General features: G+C 61.1%; 20 protein-coding genes. 10 read left to right on the top strand and 10 right to left on the bottom strand.

The features are described from left to right. Positions 1–14: 14 nt before the first annotated feature. The 3 genes from FAZ30_RS11350 to FAZ30_RS11340 are packed head-to-tail and all read right to left on the bottom strand — an operon-like array spanning position 15 to position 1420. The gene (locus FAZ30_RS11350) at positions 15–332 is read right to left on the bottom strand and encodes a PilZ domain-containing protein (protein ID WP_233578255.1); all 318 of its coding nucleotides are present in this window, start codon (positions 330–332) and stop codon (positions 15–17) included. Then, positions 319–876, bottom strand: a complete 558-nt coding sequence (locus tag FAZ30_RS11345; protein WP_124641196.1) for an NUDIX domain-containing protein — start codon at positions 874–876, stop codon at positions 319–321. Before FAZ30_RS11345 ends, FAZ30_RS11350 begins: the two co-directional genes overlap by 14 nt. After that, positions 863–1420, bottom strand: coding sequence for a DUF2062 domain-containing protein (locus tag FAZ30_RS11340; protein ID WP_124641194.1), 558 nt, complete (start codon positions 1418–1420; stop codon positions 863–865). The genes FAZ30_RS11345 and FAZ30_RS11340 overlap by 14 nt, the downstream gene beginning before the upstream one ends. A gap of 184 nt (positions 1421–1604) precedes the next feature. Between FAZ30_RS11340 and FAZ30_RS11335 the strand changes: the two genes are divergently transcribed. Next, the gene (locus FAZ30_RS11335; RefSeq protein ID WP_124641192.1) at positions 1605–3389 is read left to right on the top strand and encodes an acyl-CoA dehydrogenase C-terminal domain-containing protein; all 1785 of its coding nucleotides are present in this window, start codon (positions 1605–1607) and stop codon (positions 3387–3389) included. A 264-nt stretch (positions 3390–3653) separates the two neighbouring features. Here FAZ30_RS11335 and FAZ30_RS11330 read toward each other — a convergent pair whose 3' ends face one another. Beyond that, complete coding sequence (locus tag FAZ30_RS11330; RefSeq protein WP_124641190.1) at positions 3654–4331, bottom strand: YecA/YgfB family protein; 678 nt, start codon at positions 4329–4331, stop codon at positions 3654–3656. 97 nt (positions 4332–4428) lie between these two features. Next, on the bottom strand, positions 4429–6117 hold the full coding sequence (locus FAZ30_RS11325) for an AMP-binding protein (protein ID WP_124641188.1): 1689 nt from the start codon (positions 6115–6117) through the stop codon (positions 4429–4431). A 193-nt stretch (positions 6118–6310) separates the two neighbouring features. Here FAZ30_RS11325 and FAZ30_RS11320 point away from each other — a divergent pair, with 193 nt between their 5' ends. From FAZ30_RS11320 to FAZ30_RS11285, 9 genes are all read left to right on the top strand, one after another. Next, on the top strand, positions 6311–6715 hold the full coding sequence (locus FAZ30_RS11320; RefSeq protein ID WP_124641186.1) for a MerR family transcriptional regulator: 405 nt from the start codon (positions 6311–6313) through the stop codon (positions 6713–6715). A 140-nt stretch (positions 6716–6855) separates the two neighbouring features. Next, positions 6856–8025, top strand: coding sequence for an isovaleryl-CoA dehydrogenase (locus FAZ30_RS11315; protein WP_124641185.1), 1170 nt, complete (start codon positions 6856–6858; stop codon positions 8023–8025). Positions 8026–8171: 146 nt separating this feature from the next. Then, positions 8172–9770 (top strand): carboxyl transferase domain-containing protein, encoded by a 1599-nt coding sequence (locus FAZ30_RS11310; protein WP_137009438.1) that lies wholly within the window; start codon positions 8172–8174, stop codon positions 9768–9770. Positions 9771–9782: 12 nt separating this feature from the next. After that, positions 9783–10577 (top strand): enoyl-CoA hydratase/isomerase family protein, encoded by a 795-nt coding sequence (locus FAZ30_RS11305; RefSeq protein ID WP_124641181.1) that lies wholly within the window; start codon positions 9783–9785, stop codon positions 10575–10577. A gap of 10 nt (positions 10578–10587) precedes the next feature. Next, positions 10588–10716 (top strand): hypothetical protein, encoded by a 129-nt coding sequence (locus FAZ30_RS20885; RefSeq protein WP_255424569.1) that lies wholly within the window; start codon positions 10588–10590, stop codon positions 10714–10716. Continuing rightward, positions 10709–12676, top strand: a complete 1968-nt coding sequence (locus FAZ30_RS11300; RefSeq protein ID WP_124641179.1) for an acetyl/propionyl/methylcrotonyl-CoA carboxylase subunit alpha — start codon at positions 10709–10711, stop codon at positions 12674–12676. The genes FAZ30_RS20885 and FAZ30_RS11300 overlap by 8 nt, the downstream gene beginning before the upstream one ends. Positions 12677–12695: 19 nt before the next feature. Continuing rightward, entirely contained in the window at positions 12696–13589 is an 894-nt protein-coding gene (locus FAZ30_RS11295; protein WP_124641177.1) for a hydroxymethylglutaryl-CoA lyase, read from the top strand. Between the two features lie 51 nt (positions 13590–13640). Beyond that, positions 13641–15602 (top strand): acetoacetate--CoA ligase, encoded by a 1962-nt coding sequence (locus tag FAZ30_RS11290; RefSeq protein WP_137009437.1) that lies wholly within the window; start codon positions 13641–13643, stop codon positions 15600–15602. A 131-nt stretch (positions 15603–15733) separates the two neighbouring features. After that, the gene (locus FAZ30_RS11285) at positions 15734–16147 is read left to right on the top strand and encodes a hemerythrin domain-containing protein (protein ID WP_124641173.1); all 414 of its coding nucleotides are present in this window, start codon (positions 15734–15736) and stop codon (positions 16145–16147) included. Between the two features lie 50 nt (positions 16148–16197). Here the strand turns inward: FAZ30_RS11285 and FAZ30_RS11280 are convergent, their stop codons facing one another. The 5 genes from FAZ30_RS11280 to FAZ30_RS11260 form a co-directional block, all read right to left on the bottom strand. After that, positions 16198–17853: an ArnT family glycosyltransferase gene (locus FAZ30_RS11280; protein WP_137009436.1), complete on the bottom strand. Its 1656-nt coding sequence runs from the start codon at positions 17851–17853 to the stop codon at positions 16198–16200. Positions 17854–17963: 110 nt separating this feature from the next. Further along, positions 17964–18179 (bottom strand): 50S ribosomal protein L31, encoded by a 216-nt coding sequence (gene rpmE, locus FAZ30_RS11275; RefSeq protein ID WP_124641169.1) that lies wholly within the window; start codon positions 18177–18179, stop codon positions 17964–17966. 201 nt (positions 18180–18380) lie between these two features. Further along, a complete protein-coding gene (gene cysS / locus FAZ30_RS11270; protein WP_124641167.1) occupies positions 18381–19754 on the bottom strand; it encodes a cysteine--tRNA ligase in 1374 nt (457 codons plus the stop codon). Positions 19755–19908: 154 nt separating this feature from the next. Then, positions 19909–21126: a 6-phosphofructokinase gene (locus FAZ30_RS11265; protein WP_124641165.1), complete on the bottom strand. Its 1218-nt coding sequence runs from the start codon at positions 21124–21126 to the stop codon at positions 19909–19911. 349 nt (positions 21127–21475) lie between these two features. Next, positions 21476–23161, bottom strand: coding sequence for a glutamine--tRNA ligase/YqeY domain fusion protein (locus FAZ30_RS11260; RefSeq protein WP_124641163.1), 1686 nt, complete (start codon positions 23159–23161; stop codon positions 21476–21478). Positions 23162–23234 lie beyond the last annotated feature (73 nt).

Raw genomic sequence — 23234 nt, 5'->3', positions numbered from 1 at the left:
TGCAAGCAGATGTTTCAGCTCTTGCGTTCGATAATGCGGGTGCCGATTTCATAGACCTGCCCACGCTTGACCTCATTGCAGCGGCGCACTTCCACCTCGGCTTCCAGTGGCTTGCCCGGCAGCCCGCCCAGCGAAGGTGCCAGCACAATGACCGACAGCCGCTCGCCATGCTGCGGTACATAGGAAGAGCGAAAGGCCATGCCGTCTACCGACAGGTCGACACATTCGCCGTAGTGGGTTTCGCCGGTGTGCAGCGAGCGGATGCGGGCCTTGCAACCCATCTGCAAGCGGCGCGCACCACGTCGTTCATGATAGGGGTCAAACGGCGGCACCAGGCAGTCTCCCATCCAGATAGGCGGCCAGCCAGTGCAGGCCGACAATGGATTTGCTATCGCAGATTTCACCGGACAGCGCCATTTGCATCACCTGCTCCAGCGGCAGGGTCAGCACTTCGAGAAACTCCCCCTCGTCCAGCTGCCGTTCACCGGCTTGCAGCCCTTCGGCCAGGTAGTAGCTGATCTGCTCGTTGGAATAACCGATGCAGGGATAGGCCGTACCCAGATAACGCCAGTTGGCGGCCTGGTAACCGGTTTCTTCCAGCAGCTCGCGGCGGGCCGTCTGCTCCGGGGCTTCGTTGGGATCAATCTTGCCGGCGGGAATTTCCACAAACACGCGGCCTGCCGGGTAACGGTACTGGCGTTCCAGCACCAGTTGCCGGTCTGGCGTCAGCGCCAGTACAGCCACGGCACCGGGATGCAGAATGTACTCGCGGCTGGCATGCGACTCATCCGGCAGCAGTACCTTGTCCTTGTGCACCTTGAGAAAGCCACCCTCATACACCAGCTCCGACTGCAGTTTCTTTTCAACAAGATCCACGTGCTGCCTTTCTGTTCTTCCAGTTTCGAACCACGGCACAGCGCCAGCCCAGCATCACCAAGACATAGCCGCACAATGCCAGCCCCAGCCCCATGACCAGCAGACCAAGCAACAAGGGCCAGCCCAGCGACAGCAACCAATGCACCAGTTGCACGACCCATTGCTGCAGCGACAGGGCCTCCCAGCTTGGAGGCTGGCTCATTGTACCTGCAGCCGGGTCACCCAGTAACAGCAGTCCACAGGAATAAGCCAGAAAATAAAGCGGCAGGATGGTAAGCGGATTGCTGTATAGCGTGGCCAGCAAGGCTGCTGGCAGATTGACACGCAGACACAGCGCCAGCAGCAGGGTGGCCAGCCGTTTCGGCGGCCCCGGAAGCAAGCCGGTGAGCAGGCCAAGTGCCACGCCTTGTGCCACCTTGCGTCGTTGCACGGCCCAGCAGGCCGGCTGGTCCAGCCAGCGCCCCAGCCAGCCCAGGCCTGGCCGGCTCAGCAGCTGGTGGCGGTAAGTGCTGAGACGGCGGATTGTTGTTCGCAAGCAACGCATGGCCAGCCACCTTCCCGTTGTCGTAATGCCACACCACGAGGCGGGTGCAGGTAAAAGGAGTTGTCAAACGCGACGGAATAAATTAAACAAGCGTTTGAATTAAGTGAGCAACACAGCCCTACCCTGCTCATACAAGCTATTCGACCCGGAAAACCCGGGCAGCGCAACCAACAGGAGAGACCCCATGCCCGCATACAAAGCCCCGCTGCGTGACTTTGACTTTGTGCTCAACGAACTGATCAAGGTACAGGACATCATCCCCGCCCTGCCCGGCTACGAGGAAGCCACCCAGGACATCTTTACTTCCTACCTGGAAGCCGCCGCCCAGTTTTGCGAAAGCGAGCTGGCCCCGCTGAACCGCCAGGCCGATGAAGAAGGCTGCCAGTTCGACCCCAGCACCAAGGCCGTCACCACCCCGCCGGGTTTCAAGGAAGCCTACAAGCAATATTGCGAGCTGGGTTTTCCGGCACTTGACTGTGACCCGGCCTACGGTGGCCAGGGCATGCCCAAATCGCTGGCTTTCCCGGTAATGGAAATGCAGTGCTCGTCCAATGTGGCCTGGTCGATGTATCCCGGCCTGTCGCATGGTGCGTATGCTGCCATCCACGCTCATGGCACCGAAGAACAGAAAGCCACCTACCTGCCACGCCTGGTGGATGGCAGTTGGACCGGCACCATGTGTCTGACCGAACCGCACTGCGGCACCGACCTGGGTCTGCTGAAAACCCGTGCCGAACCAAACGGCGATGGCAGCTACAGCATTACCGGCACCAAGATTTTCATCTCGGCCGGCGAACACGACATGTCCGACAACATCATCCATCTGGTGCTGGCCCGTCTGCCGGATGCGCCCAAGGACGTGAAGGGGATTTCGCTGTTCATCGTGCCGAAGTACCACGCCGATGGCAGCCGTAACCCGGTGGCTTGCGGCAGTCTGGAACACAAGATGGGCATCAAGGCCAATGCCACGGCAGTGATCAATCTGGATGGTGCTCGCGGCTATCTGATTGGCGAAGCCAACAAGGGCCTGTCCTGCATGTTCACCATGATGAACGCGGCGCGTCTGGGCTGCGGCATGCAGGGCCTGGGTATTGGCGAAGCGTCCTTCCAGGGTGCACTGGCTTATGCCCGTGAACGCCTGCAAATGCGCGCACTGACCGGAGCCAAATGCCCGGACAAGGCAGCCGACCCCATCATCGTGCATCCGGACGTGCGCCGCATGCTGCTGACCCAGAAAGCCTATACCGAAGCCGGCCGCGCACTGACTGCCTTACTCGCCCTGCAGCTGGATATCGAGGACAAGCACCCGGATGCAGCAGCCCGTCAGGATGCGGCCGATCTGGTCGCCCTGCTCACCCCGGTGGCCAAAGCCTTCATGACCGACAATGGCTATGAAGCCGCCAATATGGGCATGCAGGTTTTCGGTGGACACGGTTTCATTCGTGAATGGGGCATGGAGCAACTGGTACGCGATTGCCGTATCTCGCAGATTTACGAAGGCACCAACGGCATTCAGGCCATCGACCTGCTGGGACGCAAGGTATTGCTGGATCAGGGTCAGAAGCTGCGCAAGTTTACCAAGCAGATTCACCAGTTCTGCCAGGCCAACGAAGGCAATGACAAGCTGGCCGACTACATCGCACCACTTGCCAAACTGATGAAGGATATCGGCGAAGTGACCATGGGCATCGGCATGGCCAGCCTGCAGAACAAGGACGAAGCCGGTGCCGCTGCCACCGACTACCTGCGCCTGATCGGCCACCTGAGCTATGCCTGGCTGTGGGCGCGCATGGCCGAAGTGGCCCATGCCAGCCTGGGCCAGGGCGATGACGCCTTCTACCAGGCCAAGATTGCCACCGGCCGCTTCTACATGGCCAAACTGTTCCCGGAAGTGCACACCCTGCTCGCCCGCATCAAGGGCGGTGCCGCGCCGCTGATGGCGCTGGATGAGGAACACTTCGCCTTCTGATTGCTTGTTCGACTCCACTGATACGGCCCTGCGGGGCCGTTTTTTTATTGGCAGCAGATAGCGGCTACTCAGGGCAGTCCAGACAAAAAAAAGCCCGGAAACCCGGGCTTATAAATAAAGGAATGAAAAAAAGAGAGCTCGTACTCTCGTTTTTCATTCTAATCAAAACCATTCCTGCCTGCCATGCTTTTTGCATGGCGTGTCATCAATACAAAAAACCCGCATCAGTCGCTGATGCGGGTTTTGCATTTGAGGCAGACAGGCTTAGTTGCTACCGCAGCAAGCCTTGTATTTCTTGCCGCTACCACAAGGGCAGGGGTCGTTGCGGCCAACCTTGTCACCTTCACGGCGCACGGTTTCCGGTGCCTGAGCCTTGGCGCGCCAGTAGTTGAAGACTGCGATCAGTGCTTGCGGCAGCTGTTCCTTGCAGTCGTCCTTTTCCTCGTCGGTAAAGGTGACCAGGTCCTCGCCTTCTTCTTCCTCGAACATGCCGCCCAGCACCAGAATCGGCATCAGCAGGTCTTCGAAACCTTCATCGTCGGCCGCTTCGAACCAGTCGGTGTCGACCACGTCCAGCGCGTACAGATAGGCATTGCACCACGGCCAGTAGTCGGCTTCGTCGTCGTCGCTCTCGCTGTCATCGTCGGCGTAAAGGATAAGGTCCAGCTCACGGCCATCGGCCAGGACATGCGCGGTGACGTCGAACAGCTTTTGCAGCAGGTTTTCCAGTTCGACCTTTTCTTCCGGCTTGTCAAAGGCAGGAGCATCACCCAGCACCTCGGCCAGCCACATGGCGCGCTCCGGGGCATCCGGGCCGCTGGCCAATGCCGCGAAAAAGCCTTGGGCTTCGTCGGGCCGCATGGTACTGCCACTGATCGACAAGGGCGTCAGCAACTGTTCCAGCCGGGCCAGATCGGCGTCATTGAATACGATATCAGTCATGGTGCGCTCCTAGCGGTCAGAATGAATTGGCCGCATTGTATCGAAAAAAGCCCCGACACGTCGGGGCCATTTCGCACAAGGCTTGATCCATCTCCCATCAGGCCGTGCGGGTATCGCTCAGCCCCAGCTTTTCCTTCATTTGCTGGCGCATGACAAACTTCTGGATCTTGCCGGTAATGGTCATGGGAAAGCTGTCAACAAACTCGATATAACGCGGAATCTTGTAATGGGCAATCTGGCCCTGACAGAAGGCGCGCATATCGTCTTCGCTGGCCGTTTCACCATCTCGTAGCTTGATCCAGGCGCACAGCTCTTCGCCAAAGCGGTCATCCGGTACGCCAATCACCTGCACTTCCTGAATCTTCGGGTGGCGATAGAAAAACTCCTCCACTTCACGCGGATAGATGTTTTCGCCACCGCGTATCACCATGTCTTTCACCCGGCCGACGATGTTGACATAGCCCTGCCCGTCCATCACCGCCAGATCGCCGCTGTGCATCCAGCCTGCCTTGTCGATGGAATCAGCGGTTTTCGCCGGATCATCCCAGTAACCCAGCATCACCGAATAGCCACGGGTCAACAGTTCGCCGGTTTCTCCATGCGCCACGATGCGGCCATCGTTATCGACAATCTTCACCTCCACATGCGGATGCACCAGCCCCACGGTAGCTACGCGCTGGTCCAGTGGCGTATCGGCGCGGCTCTGGAAGCTGAGCGGGCTGGTTTCGGTCATGCCGTAGCCTATGGTCACCTGCTCCATGTGCATCAGCGTGGTGACCCGTTTCATCACCTCAATCGGGCAGGGACTGCCGGCCATCACCCCGCTGCGCAGGCTGGACAGATCGAATTCGGCAAACTGCGGATGATCCAGCAGGCTGATGAACATGGTCGGCACACCATGCAGGGCGGTGCAGCGCTCTTCCTGCACGGTATGCAGCACGCTGAGCACATCGAAACTTTCTGCCGGAAACACCATGCAGGCGCCATGCGTCAGGCAGGTGAGCGTGCCCAGCACCATGCCGAAACAGTGGTAGAGCGGCACCGGGATGCACAGCCGGTCCGTGCTGCTGAAACGCATGGCCTGGCCGGCAAAAAAGGCATTGTTCAGGATATTGTGATGCGACAGCGTGGCCCCCTTGGGGCTGCCGGTGGTGCCGGAAGTAAACTGGATATTGATGGCATCATCGAATTGCAGGCTCTGGCCCAGTTGCTGCAAGGCTGCCAGCTCGTGCGGCGTCGGTTCGGTCAGCAAATCGGCAAAACCCAGCATGCCGGGCGTGGCCTGCTGCCCCATGCGGATGACCCACTCCAGCTGTGGCATGCGCGCAGCCTTGAGCTGGCCCGGCTGGCTGTCGGCCAGTTCTGGCAGCAGATCCTGCAGCATTTCAATGTAGTTGCTGCTCTTGAAGCTGGGCGAAGCAATCACCGCGCGACAGCCCACCTTGTTGAGGGCGTACTCCAGCTCGGAACGGCGGTAGGCCGGATTGATATTGACCAGCACCAGCCCGGCCTTGGCCGTGGCAAACTGGGTCAGCACCCATTCGGCATTATTCTGCGACCAGATGCCGATGCGTTCTCCCGGCTGCAAGCCCAGCCGTAGCAGGCCGCAAGCCAGCCGGTCTACCTGCTGGCGCAATTCGGCATAGCTCCAGCGTATGCCCTGGTGCCGCACGACCAGTGCGTCCTGGCTGGCATATTGCTGGCTGGCAGCATCAAACAACTGGCCAATCGTTTGCCCGATCAGCGCTTGCGGGCTGGCACCGTGCACATAGCTGGCGTGCTTCATTGCTACTGTCTCCTTGTTGTGGTCTCTTTGTCCGTTGGAGCCGCTTCCCTGTTCGGCAGTGTGGCCTCGCTGCGCAGAGGTCTTTTTTGCATTAATCCCACAAGTTGACGATTACGTAAACGTAATGTGCCATTCATGATGAGAAGCCGTGGGAAAAACGCTACAATCCGTACAAATACTGAAAGCGGACACCATGACAGAAGCAGAACACTTCACCATTTCGGATCTCGCGCGTGATTTTGACGTCACCCTGCGTACCATCCGCTTCTACGAGGAACAAGGCCTGATCGAACCCAAGCGTGATGGCCGCCAGCGCGTGTTCACCCGCCGCGACCGCGCCCGCCTGCGCCTGATCCTGCGTGGCAAGCGCATTGGCCTGTCGCTGTCTGAAATCCGCGAAATCATTGATCTGTACGATCTGGCGCGCGACGAAGCCAGCCAGTCGCTCAAGCTCTTGCACCTGCTGGTGGCACGGCGCGAACAGCTGGAAGAACAACGCCGCGATATCGATGTGGTACTGGCGGAAATCGACGCCCTGGAGCAGCACTGCCGTGGCGTGATTGACCAGATGACCACCAAGTCCGATAGCCCGGCCTGAACACCTGCCCTGTGGCAGGTTTTTTTACCGCATCGTATTGACGTTTACGTAAGCGTAATTCAATATTCAAATCATCAACGCCACCTTCACAATAGCCTGTCAGGCCTTGCCGCCAAGACCGGCACCCGAGGAGAAACACCATGTACAGCAGCCTGCGGTTTGACCACGGTGACACCTACGACATGTTGCGCCAGAGCGTGAAGGATTTTGCCGATGCCGAAATCGCCCCGCGTGCCGCGCAAATCGATCAGGACAACCTGTTCCCGGCCGATCTGTGGCGCAAGTTTGGCGAGATGGGCCTCTTGGGCATTACCGCCGCAGAAGAATACGGCGGTGCCAATATGGGCTATCTGGCCCACATGATGGTGATGGAAGAACTCAGCCGCGCCTCCGCCTCGGTGGCCCTGTCCTACGGCGCACACTCCAACCTGTGTGTGAATCAGATCCAGAAAAACGGCAATGCCGAACAAAAAGCCCGCTACCTGCCCAAGCTGATTTCCGGCGAGCACGTCGGCGCACTGGCCATGTCCGAACCAAATGCCGGTTCCGACGTGGTCAGCATGAAGCTGCGGGCCGATAAAAAGGGCGACCACTACGTGCTGAATGGCAGCAAGATGTGGATTACCAATGGCGGCGATGCCGACACCCTGGTGGTATATGCCAAGACCGACATCAATGCCAGCCCCAAGGGCATGACCGCCTTTATCGTGGAAAAGGGCTTTGCCGGTTTCAGCCACGGCAGCAAGCTCGACAAACTGGGCATGCGCGGCTCCAACACCTATCCCCTGTTCTTCGACAACTGTGAAATCCCCGCCGAAAACGTGCTGGGTGGCGAAGGCAATGGCGTGAAGGTGCTGATGAGCGGGCTGGATTACGAACGCGCCGTACTGGCGGCAGGCCCGCTGGGCATCATGCAGGCCTGCATGGACATCGTCGTCCCCTATCTGAACGACCGTAAACAGTTTGGCCAGGCCATTGGCGACTTCCAGCTGATGCAGGGCAAGCTGGCCGACATGTACGTCAAGCTGTCCGCCAGCCGCGCTTATGTCTATGCCGTCGGCCAGGCACTGGACCGGGGTGAGAGTGGCCGCCAGACGCGCAAGGACGCCGCTGGCGCGATTTTGTATGCCGCCGAAAACGCCACCCAGATGGCGCTGGACGCCATCCAGTGCCTGGGCGGCAATGGCTATATCAATGAATACGCCACCGGCCGTCTGCTGCGCGATGCCAAGCTGTACGAAATTGGTGCAGGCACCAGTGAAATCCGCCGCTGGCTGATAGGCCGCGAACTGATGGCCGAGACACGCTGAACATCGGGAGTAGAGAGTGGGGAGTCGGGAGTAAAACCGTTCACTCGCCCACACCCTACTGACCACTAACACCGGGAGTAGAGAATCGGGAGTGGGGAGTTCCCCACCCGTCACCTGCTACTCCCTACTCCCCACTCCCTAAAATCATGCCAGTCATCGAATCCAAACTCTCCCCGCGTAGTGCGGACTTCCAGGCCAATGCCGACAAGATGCGTGCCCTGGTGGCTGATCTCCAGCAAAAGGTTGCCCAGGCCGCACTGGGTGGGGGTGAGGGACCGCGTGCCAAGCATATTGCCCGCGGCAAGTTGCTACCGCGCGAGCGTATCAACCTGCTGCTGGACCCCGGCGCGCCCTTTCTGGAGCTGTCCCAGCTGGCCGCTCACGGCATGTATAACGATGACGCCCCCGGTGCCAGCCTGATCAGCGGCATTGGCCGCATTGCCGGGGTGGATTGCCTGATCATCGCCAACGATGCCACGGTCAAGGGCGGCACCTATTACCCGATGACGGTGAAAAAGCACCTGCGCGCCCAGGAAATCGCCAAGGAAAACCGCCTGCCCTGTGTCTATCTGGTGGATTCCGGTGGTGCCTTCCTGCCGCTGCAAGACGAAGTGTTTCCCGACAAGGAGCACTTTGGCCGCATCTTTTACAACCAGGCCCAACTGTCTGCCGCCGGCATTCCGCAAATCGCCGTGGTGATGGGCAGCTGCACCGCAGGCGGGGCCTATGTGCCGGCCATGTCGGATGAAACCGTCATCGTCAAGGAACAAGGCACCATCTTTCTGGGCGGCCCGCCGCTGGTAAAGGCCGCCACCGGCGAAGTGGTGACGGCAGAAGAACTGGGCGGCGGCGATGTGCACACCCGTATCTCTGGCGTGGCCGACCACCTGGCCCAGAACGACGCCCACGCGCTGGGTATTGCCCGCCGCATCATGGCCGATCTGAACTGGCACAAACAGGGTGTGCTGGACCGCGCCGAAGCCAAACCGCCGCGCCATGCTGCCGAGGAAATCTACGGCGTGATTCCGGCCGATCCGAAAAAACCGTTCGACGTGCGCGAAATCATCGCACGGCTAGTGGACGATTCCGACTTTGACGAATTCAAGCAGAACTACGGCACTACGCTGGTGACCGGTTTTGCCCGCCTCAATGGCTGGCGCGTCGGCATCATCGCCAATAACGGCATCCTGTTTTCCGAATCTGCCCTCAAGGGTGCACATTTTGTCGAACTGTGCTGCCAGCGCGGGATTCCGCTGATCTTCCTGCAGAACATCACCGGCTTCATGGTGGGCAAGAAGTATGAGAACGGCGGCATCGCCAAGGATGGTGCCAAGCTGGTCACCGCCGTGGCCTGCGCCAGCGTGCCCAAGTTCACCGTGCTGATTGGCGGCAGCTTCGGGGCCGGCAACTACGGTATGTGCGGCCGTGCCTACAGCCCACGCATGCTGTGGATGTGGCCGAACAGCCGCATTTCGGTGATGGGAGGCGAACAGGCTGCCGGGGTGCTGGCCCAGGTGAAGAAGGAACAGCTGGGCGAGGCCTTCACCGCCGAGCAGGAAGAAGCGCTGAAAGCGCCGGTACGCGAACAGTACGAACGCCAGGGCCACCCCTACTACGCCAGCGCGCGGCTGTGGGACGACGGCGTGATCGACCCGGCCCAGACCCGCGATGTACTGGCTCTGGCGCTGGAAGCGGCCTTGTCCGCGCCCATCGAAAAAACACGCTTTGGCGTGTTCCGCATGTAAGGAGCCGCCACCATGTACTACGACACGCTGCAAATCGAGCAACAGGGCAAGGTCGCCACGGTATGGATGAACCGTCCCGAGCTGCACAATGCCATGAACGAAACCCTGATCGCCGAGCTGACCGCCGCCTTCAAAGCGCTGCAACTGGACGACAGCGTCAGGGTCATCGTGCTGGCCGGGCGCGGCAAGAGCTTCTCCGCCGGGGCCGATCTGGACTGGATGCGCCGTGCCGCCGGCTACAGCGAAGCGGAAAACCTGGCCGATGCCCACCATCTGGCCGCCATGCTCAAGACCATCTACCGCAGCAAAAAGCCGGTGATTGCCCGCATCCATGGCGCAGCCATGGCCGGTGGCACCGGGCTGACGGCGGTGTGCGACATTGCCATTGCCACCGAACACGCCCGCTTCGCCCTGACCGAAGTACGACTGGGGCTGATTCCTGCCACCATCGGCCCCTATGTGGCCGATGCCATCGGTTGGCGCCAGGCGCGGCGCTATTTCCTGTCAGCCGAGCGTATCGACGCCGCCACCGCCGCCCGCATCGGGCTGGTGCATGAAGTCGTGGCTGCCGAAGCGCTGGATGAACGCATCGCCAGCATTGCCGCCGAACTGGCACTGGGCGCGCCACAAGCCCTGTCCGCCGCCAAGGACCTGCTGTCGGTACTGCACGAAGCCTCACCCTGGGATGATGATCTGCTGAATGACACCGCCGGACGCATTGCCAGCATCCGCGTGGGCCAGGAAGCCCGCGAAGGTCTGGCTGCCTTCTTCGACAAACGCCCGCCCGCCTGGCAACAAGAACAATAAGGACGCCGCCATGTTCAAGAAAATCCTCATTGCCAACCGTGGTGACCAGCAGCCGCAAGGCTGCGCAGCTGCGCAGCAACATCGCCTGATGGCGCGCCTGCGCCGTGGCGATTTCGCCGCGGGAGACTGCCATGTTTAAGAAAATCCTTATTGCAAATAGAGGCGAAATCGCCTGCCGGGTAATCAAAACCGCCCGCCAGCTGGGCATTGCCACCGTGGCGGTGTATTCCGATGCCGATGCCGAGGCCCGCTTTGTCAAACTGGCCGATGAAGCCTGGCGACTGGGCCCGGCCCCCGCGGCTGAATCCTATCTCAAGGCCGACGCAATCCTGGACATCGCCCGTGCCAGCGGTGCCGAGGCCATTCACCCCGGCTATGGTTTCCTGTCGGAAAATGCCGAATTCGCCGCTGCCTGCGCAGCCGCCGGCATCGCCTTCATCGGCCCGCCCGCCGGTGCCATCGCCGCCATGGGCAGCAAGTCGGCCGCCAAAACCCTGATGGAAAAAGCCAGTGTGCCACTGGTACCCGGCTACCACGGCGCGGAACAGCAAGCAGAATTCCTGCAGCAGCAGGCCGACCATATCGGCTATCCGGTGTTGATCAAGGCCAGTAGCGGCGGCGGCGGCAAGGGCATGCGCATTGTCGAGCGCAGTGAAGACTTTGCCGCAGCACTGGCCTCCTGCCAGCGCGAAGCCAGTGCCAGTTTTGGCGATGACAAGGTGCTGGTAGAAAAATACCTGACCCGGCCGCGTCATGTGGAAATCCAGGTGTTTGCCGACAGCCATGGCCAGTGCGTCTATCTGTTCGAGCGCGACTGCTCGGTGCAACGCCGCCACCAGAAAGTGCTGGAAGAAGCCCCCGCTCCGCACCTGCCCGCCGTCATGCGCCAGGCCATGGGTGAAGCTGCCTGCGCCGCTGCCCGTGCCGTGGGCTATATCGGTGCCGGCACGGTGGAATTTATCGTCGACGTGCAGGCCAACGGCCAGCCGGGTGCCTTCTACTTCATGGAAATGAATACCCGCCTGCAGGTAGAACACCCGGTTACCGAAATGATCACCCGCCAGGATCTGGTGGCCTGGCAGCTGCAAGTCGCCGCGGGTCAGCCACTGCCGCTGCGCCAGGACGAGCTGAAGATTCATGGCCATGCCATCGAAGCACGCATTTATGCCGAAGACCCGGACAAGGGCTTTCTGCCAGCTACCGGCCAGCTGATCCACCTGCAAACGCCGCCGGAAAACGCCCAGGTGCGTATTGATACCGGCGTGACCGAAGGTGACAGCATCACCCCCTTCTACGACCCGATGATTGCCAAGCTGATCGTGTGGGGAGAAAACAGGGAAGCCGCGCTGCAACAGCTGGATGCCGCCCTGGCGCAGTACCAGATTGCCGGCGTCAGCACCAATATCGCCTTTCTGCGCCGCATTGTGCAGCACGACAGCTTCGCCAGCGGCCTGGTTGATACCGGGCTGATTGCCCGCCATCAGGATGCACTATTGCCCCCACCGGCCACCCCAAGCGGACAGCAACTGGCCTTGCTGGCCGTGGCCGAAACCCTGCATGCTGCCGCGCCCTACCCGGCTCGTGCCGGCTGGCGGCTGAACGGCGTGCTGGAACACAGCTTGCAGTTTCGTCAGGGCGAACATGTACACACGGTGGGGCTGCGCTATCTTGAACATGGTTTTGTCGTCACCGTGGCGGAGCAGCAATTCCAGGTTCAGGCCAGCCTGCACGGCCGCCAATTGCAGGCCACACTGAATGGTCTGGTTCTCAGCGCCAGCGTGGTACGACAGGCACAGCAGCGCCAGCTGTTCCTGCAGGGTGAACGCCTGCAGCTGGAATGGGTCGATCCCTATGCGGCGACAGAAGACACAGTCCATGGTGTGACCCATCTGAAAGCCCCGATGCCGGGCCGGGTAGTCACCCTGCTGGCCAAGGCAGGCCAGACAGTCCGTCAGGGCGAGCCCCTGCTGATTCTGGAAGCGATGAAGATGGAACACACCATTCACGCCCCTGCCGACGGCGTACTGCGCGGCTTTTACTTTGCCGCTGGTGAGCAGGTATGCGACGGCGACGAGCTGGTGGATTTCGACGCTGCCTGAGTGGCGGCAAGGGGACAAGATGACTCGCGTGAAGATTGTCGAAGTCGGCCCGCGTGACGGGCTGCAAAACGAAAAGCAGCAACTGGATACGGCCAGCAAGCTGGAACTGATCCGCCGGCTGGCCGCCAGCGGCCTCACCACCATCGAAGCCGGTGCCTTTGTCTCGCCCAAATGGGTGCCGCAAATGGCCGACAGCCTGCAAGTGCTGCAGGCACTCGACCTGTCCGGCCCGGTGAATTACCCGGTGCTGGTACCCAACGACAAGGGCATGGAACAGGCGCTGGCCGCCGGCGTGCGCGAAATCGCCGTGTTTGGTGCCGCCAGTGAAAGCTTCAGCCAGAAAAACATCAATGCCAGCATTGCCGAAAGCCTGGCGCGCTTCGACAGCGTGCTGGCCAGCGCCCGCCGTGAGAATATCCGCGTGCGCGGCTATGTGTCCTGCGTGGTGGATTGCCCGTACGAGGGTGCCATTGCCCCGGCCAAAGTGGCAGAAGTTGCCGCCCGCCTGCTGGACATGGGTTGCTACGAAATCTCACTGGGCGACACCATAGGCACTGGCACGCCGAACCGGGTGCTGGACATGCTGGCAGCCGTCAGCCAGCTTGTGCCAATGGACAAGCTGGCCGGCCACTTTCACGATACTTACGGCATGGCCATCAGCAATATTCATGCGTCTTATCAGGCGGGCATCAGGACATTCGATTCCTCCGTTGCCGGGCTGGGCGGCTGCCCGTATGCTCGTGGAGCTTCCGGCAATGTCGCCACGGAAGATGTGGTCTACCTGATGAACGGGCTGGGTGTGGACTGCGGCATCAAGCTGCCACAACTGGTGGAAACTGCTTGGTTTGTTTCCGGCCTGCTGGGCCGCGCACCGGCGTCCCGCGTGGCACTGGCCATGGGCCGCCATCACTGACACTGGCACGCACGGCCCGCCACGCCCGAGACAAAAATAAAGAGGAGCAATATGCAGCACTCCAGCACCCCGATCTGGCATCCCTCGCCTGCCCGCGTGGCGGGCTCCCACCTGCATGCCTTTCAGCGGCTGGCCGAAGCCGCCTATGACCGCCCCCTGCCCGACTACCACAGCCTGTGGCAGGCCAGCGTGGACGACCCCGGCCGCTTCTGGGCGCTGGTATGGGACTACTGCGGCGTCATCGGCGACAAGGGCGATACGGCGCTGGAACACGGCGACAACATGCTGGCCGCACGCTTCTTTCCCGAAGCCCGGCTCAACTATGCGGAAAACCTGCTGCGCCACGATGGTGACGAACTGGCCATGGTGTTCTGGGGCGAGGACAAGCTCAAGCGCCAGCTAAGCTGGCAGCAACTGCGCCAACTGGTGTCCCGGCTGCAACAGGCACTGCTGGCCGCCGGCATCAAGCCGGGCGATCGCGTGGCCGGCCTGCTGCCCAATATGCCGGAAACTGTGGCCGCCATGCTGGCCACCACCAGCCTGGGCGCGGTGTGGACCAGTTGCTCGCCGGATTTCGGCACCGACGGTGCCATCGACCGCTTTGGCCAGACCGAACCCAAACTGCTGTTCTGCCCGGATGGCTACTGGTACAACGGCAAACAAATCGATATCCACGACAAGATGCAGGCCCTGGCAGCCGGCCTGCCCTCGGTAGAACAATTCATCGCCATCCCTTATCTGGGCGATGCCACGGAGTTTGCCGCCAGGCTGCCACGCACCACCACGCTGGACGATTTCACCGCACCGTTTGCCACACGCCCCTTGCAATACACCCGGGTGGGCTTCAACCACCCCTTGTTCATCCTGTATTCCAGTGGCACCACCGGCAAGCCCAAGTGCATCGTGCACGGCACGGGCGGTACCCTGCTGCAGCATCTGAAAGAACACCAGCTCCACGGGGATGTGCACCACGGTGACCACCTGTTCTTCTTCACCACCTGCGGCTGGATGATGTGGAACTGGCTGGTGTCCGGCCTCGCCTCCGGCGCGGCCCTGATGCTGTACGACGGCTCGCCCTTTGCCGCACAGGGGCGGGTGCTGTGGGACTACGCCCAGGCCTGCCGCTTCAGCCATTTCGGTACTTCGGCCAAGTACATCGACGGCCTGCGCAAGATTGATCTGATTCCGGCACAGGAATACCGGCTGGATGCACTGCGTGCCGTGTTCTCCACCGGTTCGCCGCTGATGGCGGAAAGCTATGATTGGGTGTACGCCAATATCAAACAGGACATCAATCTGGCCTCGATTTCCGGCGGCACCGACATCGTGTCCTGTTTTGCCCTGGGTTGCGCCACGCTGCCGGTGTACCGTGGCGAGCTGCAATGCCGCGGGCTGGGCATGGCGGTGGACATCTACAACAGCCATGGCCGCCCGGTGCGCCAGGAAAAGGGCGAGCTGGTGTGCACCCGCCCCTTCCCCTCCATGCCCGTCGGTTTCTGGCAGGACGAACAAGGCAGCAAATACCGCCAGGCCTACTTCGGGCGCTTTGAAAACATCTGGTGTCATGGCGACTATGCCGAGTTGACCGAGCACGATGGCATGGTGATCTATGGCCGTTCCGACGCCGTGCTCAACCCCGGTGGCGTGCGCATCGGCACCGCCGAGATCTACCGCCAGGTGGAAAGCATTGCCGAAGTCCTGGAAAGCCTGGCCGTGGGCCAGCGCTGGCAGGACGACGAACGCGTGGTGCTGTTCGTCAGGCTGCGCGAGGGTTGCCAGCTGGACGAAGCACTCACCGTGCGCATCCGCGAGCAGATCAAGCGCGGAGCCAGCCCGCGCCATGTGCCGGCGCGCATCATTGCCGTGGCCGACATCCCGCGCACCATCAGCGGCAAGATTGTCGAGCTGGCGGTGAAGAACGTGATTCATGGCGAGCCGGTCAACAATCTGAGTGCGCTGGCCAATCCGGAAGCACTCAAGCTGTTTGCCAATCTGCCGCAGTTGCAACACTGAAGCGACAGGCGGTACGGAGCGGGCAGCCGCCCCCCACTGCTACACGGGGCAAGCCGCGAATGCTTGAGCGCGCTCAAGGCTGCCCCTCCGCGCTTGATGCAGGCTAATCACCCCCAGCAATAGAGCACAGCATGAAACGCAGCGCAGCCCTTACCCCGCTCTCACGCGAGCACCACCACGCCCTGTCCCTCGCCATCCAGGCTGGCAAGGCCGCCCGCACCAGCGACCCCGCCCAATGGCAACAGGCCGCCGCCAAGATAAGCCAGCAGGCAGAACAAACCTTGCAAGCCCACTTTGCCGAGGAAGAGCGCACCTTGCTCCCTGCACTCACTCAAGCCGGCCAGGCTCTGCTGGCTCAGCGCACACTGGATGAGCATGTACACTTGCGCCAGTTGCTGCAGCATGCCGAACTGGCCAGTCCGGCCATATTGCAGGCGTTTGCCGATGCCATGACTGCGCATGTGCGCTTTGAAGAGCGCGAGCTGTTTGCCGTGGCCGAAAGCCTGCCGGCGGTCATGGCCGCACTGCAAGCGCATACCACATGAAAAAGGGCCGGATTATCCGGCCCTTCTTGCATGGATGATGAAGTCAGACGCTAGTGGGTTGAGCGCCGGAACAGGCCAAACAGCTCAAATTTCTCGCGCGGACGCGATCCTTGCCACAACAAGGTCCAGCCTGGCTCGGCCAGCCCATCGTTGCGCGAACGCACCAGCAGCTGGTAATCGCAAGGACTGCTTTCCCCCGCCGGATAAGCCAGCAGATCGATACCCGCGTAGTAATGCCAGCTGATGCGCGCCACCATGTTCTGGCTTTCCGTCGCGATGCACTGCGCCTTGTCCAAGCCGGCTGCCGGCATGGACCGTACCATGCTCTCCACCACCGGCCGGTAGCTCTTGGCCGCATCCAGCCACGGCAGCCACAGGCTGAGCGCCAATCCCCAGCACAGGGTCAGCCCGGCCGCCCAGTTGGTAATGGCTTGCCGGCCGCGCAAATGGCTGCGCGTTACCGCCCAGATCCAGGTGATGGTGGCCAGCACGGCGAATACCGCGGCCAGCACCGACACATGCGGCACATAGTAGGGGCTGAAATACTGGGCGCGCCCGGCCAGCCGCTCCGGCCAGCCATAGTTCATTGCCGCCCAGCCGGCCCAGATCAACAGCCCGAACACGCCGAAAGTCATCAGGCCAAACCAGTTGAGAAAAGCCGCCGCGCCGCGGCGCAGATTGTCCAGTTCCACCGCCGCCAGCAACGCCAGCGGCAGCAGCAAGGGCATGGCGTAATCCATGCTCTTGCGTTCGGACAGCGTCAGCATGATCAGCACCACGCCAAAGAACATCAGTGGCAGCTGCAACATCGGTAGTTCGTACTTGCGGTTGCGGAACAGCGTCCAGGCCGCCAGCGGCCAGGCCGGCCAGGCAAACCAGATGGTATTGAAGGTGTAGTAGCCAAAACCATGAAACAGGCTGACCTTGCCAAAGCCATCCAGCGGGCCCAGCGCATGGCGCTCCCACCATAGACGGAACAGGGCCGGGTAGCTGCGTGCCAGCTCCAGCGGCCAGATCAGTGCCACCGGCAAGGCAACCAGCAGCGCCATGAAGACGGTGATGGCGTAGCGCTTGTTGCGCCAGGCGGAAAAGGCTGGCAGGAAAATCACCACCGCCCACACCAGCATCACTTCCAGCAGGCTGGCGCTGAGAAACAGCGTGACACTGGCCGCACCGAGTATCGCCCCGGCCAGACCAGGCGAACGCAAGGTCAGCGACAGCGCATAAAAGGCAGCGGCAAAACCGGTAAAGCTGGCCACCATGGGCGTCATCTGGTGACCGGTGACAATCAGGCCCAGGCAACCTATCAGTATCATCACCACACTGCGGCCGTAACGACGGCCGATCAGGTCGCGCCCGGTCATGCCCGCCAGCGTCAGGCCCAGCGCCATGAACAGCGGCGTGGCCAGCCGTGCGGCGTCATGCGCCGGCAGCAGCCAGGGCGAAAACAGCTTGGCAAAACCTGCCGCCACCCAGTAGTACAAGGGGGGTGACTCCAGATAGGGCACCCCTTGCAGGGTGGGCAGCAGCCAGTTGCCGTTGCGCAGCATGCCCTCCACCACCGCCATCACATAGGGTTCGTCCGGCTTCCATGGGTCGTGGCCGATAATGCCGGGCCACAGCCAGATAAAACACAGCAGCAGCAATACCCAGGGCTTTTCGGTGGGAACGGGAACGGTGGCGTTTTGCGGGGAGTACGTCAGCATCGAGGCGCGCGCCAGTCAGGTAGGAGTAATGCGCTATTTTAATGTGCAAGCGCGGGCTGCGGAAATGAAAAAAGGCAGCCGAGGCTGCCTTTTTTCCAAAGCTTACAAGCTTAGCGCTTGAAGAAGCCGCCGAACTTCTGGTTGAACTTGTCGATACGACCTGCGGTATCAACAATCTTCTGCTTACCGGTGTAGAACGGATGGCAGCTGGAGCACACTTCAATGTGGAAGGCGTCCTTGGCCATGGTCGACTTGGTAGTGAAGGTGTTACCGCAAGAGCAGGTAACCGCAACGTCGGTGTAATTCGGGTGGATATCAGCGCGCATGAGAGCTTCCTTAGTTTACGGGTACAGGGGTTTTGCCTGTACTACAGGGTCAAGAGGACGCATTATCCGCGCTTTATTTGCGCTTGACAAGTCGCTCAAGATTAAAACAGTGGCAATACTCCGGCATGAGGCCGCTGCTGTGGCCAATCAGCCGACAAGGTCAAACCATCACGCTGGCCTGGCCTTGTCGACTCGCCTGATTCAGGCACGACGCCAGCTGGTGCCCTGGGCATTGTCTTCCAGCACCACACCCTTGGCGATCAGCTCGTCGCGGATGCGGTCGGATTCGGCCCAGTTCTTGTTGGCACGGGCATCGCGACGCGCCTGGATCAGGGCTTCGATTTCTTCCGCACTCAGTTCACCCTCGCCGGCACCGGCCTTGAGGAAGTCTTCCGGCTCGCGCTGCAGCAGGCCCAATACGCCACCCAGGTCTTTCATCAGGCGCGCCAGTTGTACATCGCGGCTCTTGTTGACTTCACCGGCCAGGTCAAACAGCACGGCAACGGCTTCAGAGGAGCTGAAATCATCATCCATGGCGGCCTTGAAGCGCGCCGCGTAAGGGTTGCTCCAGTCGATGCCTGTGCTCTCTGGCAAATCCAGACCGCGCAAGGCGGTGTACAGCCGGGTCAGGCCCTGTTTGGCATCGTTGAGGATGCTGTCGGTGTAGTTGACCGGGCTGCGGTAGTGGCTGCGCACGATGAAGAAGCGCACCACCTCGCCGTCGAAGTGCTGCAGCACATCGCGGATGGTGAAGAAGTTGCCCAGCGATTTGGACATCTTTTCGCCATCGACATTGATAAAGCCATTGTGCAGCCAGTAATTGACATACTTGTGGCCATGCGCACCCTCGGACTGGGCGATTTCGTTTTCATGGTGCGGGAACTGCAGGTCTTCGCCGCCACCGTGAATGTCGAAATGCTCGCCCAGGTGGTGGCAGCTCATCACCGAGCATTCAATGTGCCAGCCCGGACGGCCAGCGCCCCACGGGCTTTCCCACGACGGCTCACCCGGCTTGGCCGCTTTCCACAGCACGAAGTCCAGCGGGTCGCGCTTGTTGGGGTCGATTTCCACTCGCTCGCCGGCGCGCAGCTTGTCCAGGGTACGGCCGGACAGCTTGCCGTAGCTCTCGAACTCACGCACCGCGTAGTACACGTCGCCATTGGGGGCGGGATAGGCCTTGCCATTGGCAATCAGCTGTTCGATCAGCGCGATCATGCCGCCCACGTGATGGGTGGCACGCGGCTCGTGGGTGGGCGGCAGCAGGTTCAGCGCCGCAGCATCTTCATGCATGTCGGCAATGGTTTGCGCCACCAGCTGGTCCGGCGTGATGCCGCGTTCCAGCGCACGCTTGATGATCTTGTCTTCGATGTCGGTGATATTGCGCACGTAATTGACATCGTAGCCGGAGGCCTTGAGCCAGCGGTAGATCACGTCAAAGGCGGCCAGCATTCGGGCATGGCCGATATGACAGAGGTCGTACACCGTCATGCCACACACATACATACGCACCTTGCCCGGTTCGATGGGGTGGAACTCTTCTTTCTGGCGAGTCAGTGTGTTGTACACGTTCAGCATGATTCGGCAACCTGTGCTTGGGTAAAAGGGGAAATTGTAGCAGAGTCGTCAAGCCCCCGCGAAGGGCAGCCTGATCCGGGCCTGTACCCGCTCCATCATGCAAAACCGGGCACAGGGCCCGGCTGGTCTGCAGATGCAAGGGGTGTATATGGGGTCAGACCGGCGGCCATTCAATACGGCGGTAATCCGGCAAGCCCTGACGGAAAGGCGGCATGCGCTCGCCTTCCATCAGTGGCAGCAGGTAATCCAGAAAGGCCTGGGTCACGCCATAGCCATCGGCGGAGATGAAATGCGCCGGGAAGGCTTTTTCCTGGTCGCCCACTTCCTCCAGCGGTACTGCAGCCACTTCCCAGCGATAAGGATGATCGGACAGGCGGCGAATGCCAGCCATCACACCAGAACGGCCAGCCAGCAGCCACTCCACACCCTGCTGCCCCATCCGGTAGGCTTGCTCCACATCGGTGGCCGAGGCCAGATGGCCGGCAGCGCGCTGCAGATAGTCCACCTGCGCCACGTGGGCCGACAGACCGCGCTCGCGCTTGAGCAGGCCAGCCAGCCAGCTGCCCACCCCGCCCAGTTGCTCGTGGCCATAAATGGCCGAGGCATTGGCTTCGGTGACAAAGCGCCCGCTGGCATCGGTCAGCCCTTCGGCCACCGAAATGGCACACTGGCCATGCGCCGCCAGGCTGGCATCCACTGCCGCCAGAAATTTGTCCTGATCAAACGGCACCTCCGGCAGCAACACGATATGCGGGGCCAGACCGCCATGCAGCCGCGCCGCTGCCGGTGCTGCCGCCAGCCAGCCGGTATGCCGGCCCATGGCCTCCATGATGAACACCCGGCCACGGCCCATGCTGATCATGTCCATGCCCACTTCCAGCATGGTGCTGGCCAGAAACTTGGCCGCCGAACCATAACCGGGGCTGTTGTCGGTGCCGACCAGATCGTTGTCTATGGTCTTGGGCACGCCGACCACATGCAGGGCATGGCCGGTGTGGCGCTGAAAGTCTGCCAGCCGGGCCGCACAGCCCAGCGAGCCGTTACCGCCATTGATCAGCAGGTAATGAATGCCATGGCGCGCCAGCACTTCCTTCATGCGCAGCCAGTCGGCCGGGGCCTCCGCAAAACTGCCTATCATGCGGCGGCTGACACCAAAATGCCCGCCCGGCAAAAAGCCCAGCCGGGCGATATCGTGATCGGACACGCCATCGGTATTCACCAGCCGGTCTTCCAGCAAACCGGCCAGCCCGTCGCGGGCGGCATACACCGACACCCCCAGCTTGCGGGCGGTTTCAATCACGCCCTGGGCCGAGGCATTGAGCACGGCGGTGGGGCCGCCGGATTGCAGATACAGGATACGAGGCTGGTTCATGGCATTTCTCCGCGAGCAAGACTGAGAGCGGCTAACAAGAGCGTAGCCTCCCTGGGGCAAGGCGCGCCGACGCAGCCCGTACCAGCGGTAGGGCAAGAAGGCGCAACGCTGCAACAGGGTTGTGGTTAGTGGCGCTGAATGGCTTCGATGCTAGGCGGCGGCTTTGTAGCAAGCAAATTACATCAAGGGAAAGTCGATACGCATCAAATGCTGCGCTGGCGAAGCTTGTCAGTGCCAACTGAACGGTGTAATCCGCAGCAAGGGCGTGAAAAAAGCGGGCCAATGGCCCGCTTGAGAGATATGCCGCACCAAGTAAGTCAGTGCTGACTTAACTTTATTGGGCACAAAATTATTTGCTCCAGGTGTCGCGCAGGCCCACCGTGCGGTTGAACACGGCACGCGTACCCGGCTGATGCTCATAACGGTCGGTCACGAAGTAACCCAGGCGTTCGAACTGGAAGCGTGATTCCGGCGCCGCCTTGAGCACGGCATCTTCCACATAGGCAGTGACGGTTTTCAGCGATTCCGGGTTGAGGAACTGACGGAAATCGACATATTCGCCATCTTCGCCACGCACGGCATCCGGACGCGCCTCGGTGAACAGGCGGTCGTACAGACGCACATCAGCTTCGATGGCATGTTCGGCCGATACCCAGTGGATCACGCCCTTGACCTTGCGGCCTTCCGGGTTCTTGCCCAGGGTGTCGTGGTCGATGGAGCATTTCAGTTCCACCACCTGGCCGTCGGCGTCCTTGATCACTTCTTCGCACTTGATGACATAGCTGTAACGCAGGCGCACTTCGCCGCCGGCGGTCAGGCGCTGCCACTTGGGCGGCGGCACTTCGGCAAAGTCGTCGCGCTCGATCCAGATTTCACGGGCGATGGGCACTTCGCGCTCGCCAAACTCCGGGTGATGCGGATGGAAAGGCGCGCTGCGGCTGGCGGTGACGGCGGCATCGAAATTGGCCAGGGTAACCTTGATCGGGTCCAGTACAGCCATCACGCGCGGCGATTCGTTTTCCAGCATCTCACGCACGGCGCCTTCCAGCACGCTCATGTCGATGATGTTTTCACCCTTGGATACGCCAATGCGCTGGGCAAACAGACGGATGCCGGCCGGGCTGAAGCCACGGCGACGCATGCCTTCCACCGTGGGCATGCGCGGGTCGTTCCAGCCATCCACCAGGCCATCGGCCACCAACGCCTGCAGCTTGCGCTTGGAGGTGAGCGCATACAGCAGTTCCAGACGGGAAAACTCGTACTGGCGCGGGTGGCAAGGGATGGTGATGTTGTCCAGCACCCAGTCGTACAGCGGGCGATGGTCTTCGAACTCCAGCGTGCACAGGCTGTGGGTGATGCCTTCCAGTGCATCGGAGATGCAATGGGTGTAGTCGTACATCGGGTAGATGCACCACTTGTCACCGGTACGGTGGTGATGGGCACGGCGGATGCGGTAGATCACCGGGTCGCGCAGATTGACGTTGCCGGAGGCCATGTCGATCTTCAGACGCAGGGTCTTGCTGCCATCGGGGAATTCGCCGGCACGCATACGGGTGAACAGATCGAAGTTTTCTTCCACGCTACGGTCGCGGAAGGGGCTATTCCTGCCCGGTTCGGTCAGGCTGCCGCGATAGGCGCGCATTTCTTCGGCGTTCAGGTCGCAGACAAAGGCCTTGCCGGACTTGATCAGCTCGACAGCGTAGTCATACAGCGCATCGAAGTAATCGGAGGCGAAACGGACATTGCCATCCCACTGGAAGCCCAGCCATTCGACGCTGTCCTTGATGGACTGCACGAATTCGTCCGACTCTTTTTCCGGGTTGGTGTCATCCATGCGCAGATTGCACTTGCCCTGGTAATCTTCGGCCAGGCCGAAGTTGAGGCAGATGGATTTGGCGTGACCAACATGCAGGTAGCCATTGGGCTCCGGCGGGAAGCGGGTGACGATGGCGCTGTGCTTGCCGGAAGCCAGGTCCTCGTCAATGATGTTGCGAATGAAGTTGCTGACTACTGGCGCGTTGTTTTCCGTGCTCATGATTCTGGCTGCAGACTAAATGAAAGCAATCGGTGATTGTAACCGATTTGCCCTTGATGGGGAGGGCCAGTCC

It is taken from the genome of Aquitalea aquatilis, assembly GCF_005155025.1.
Classification (GTDB): Bacteria; Pseudomonadota; Gammaproteobacteria; order Burkholderiales; family Chromobacteriaceae; genus Aquitalea; species Aquitalea aquatilis.
Note: the sequence above shows the minus strand (reverse complement) of the source record. Positions and strands in the feature narration are given on the sequence as shown.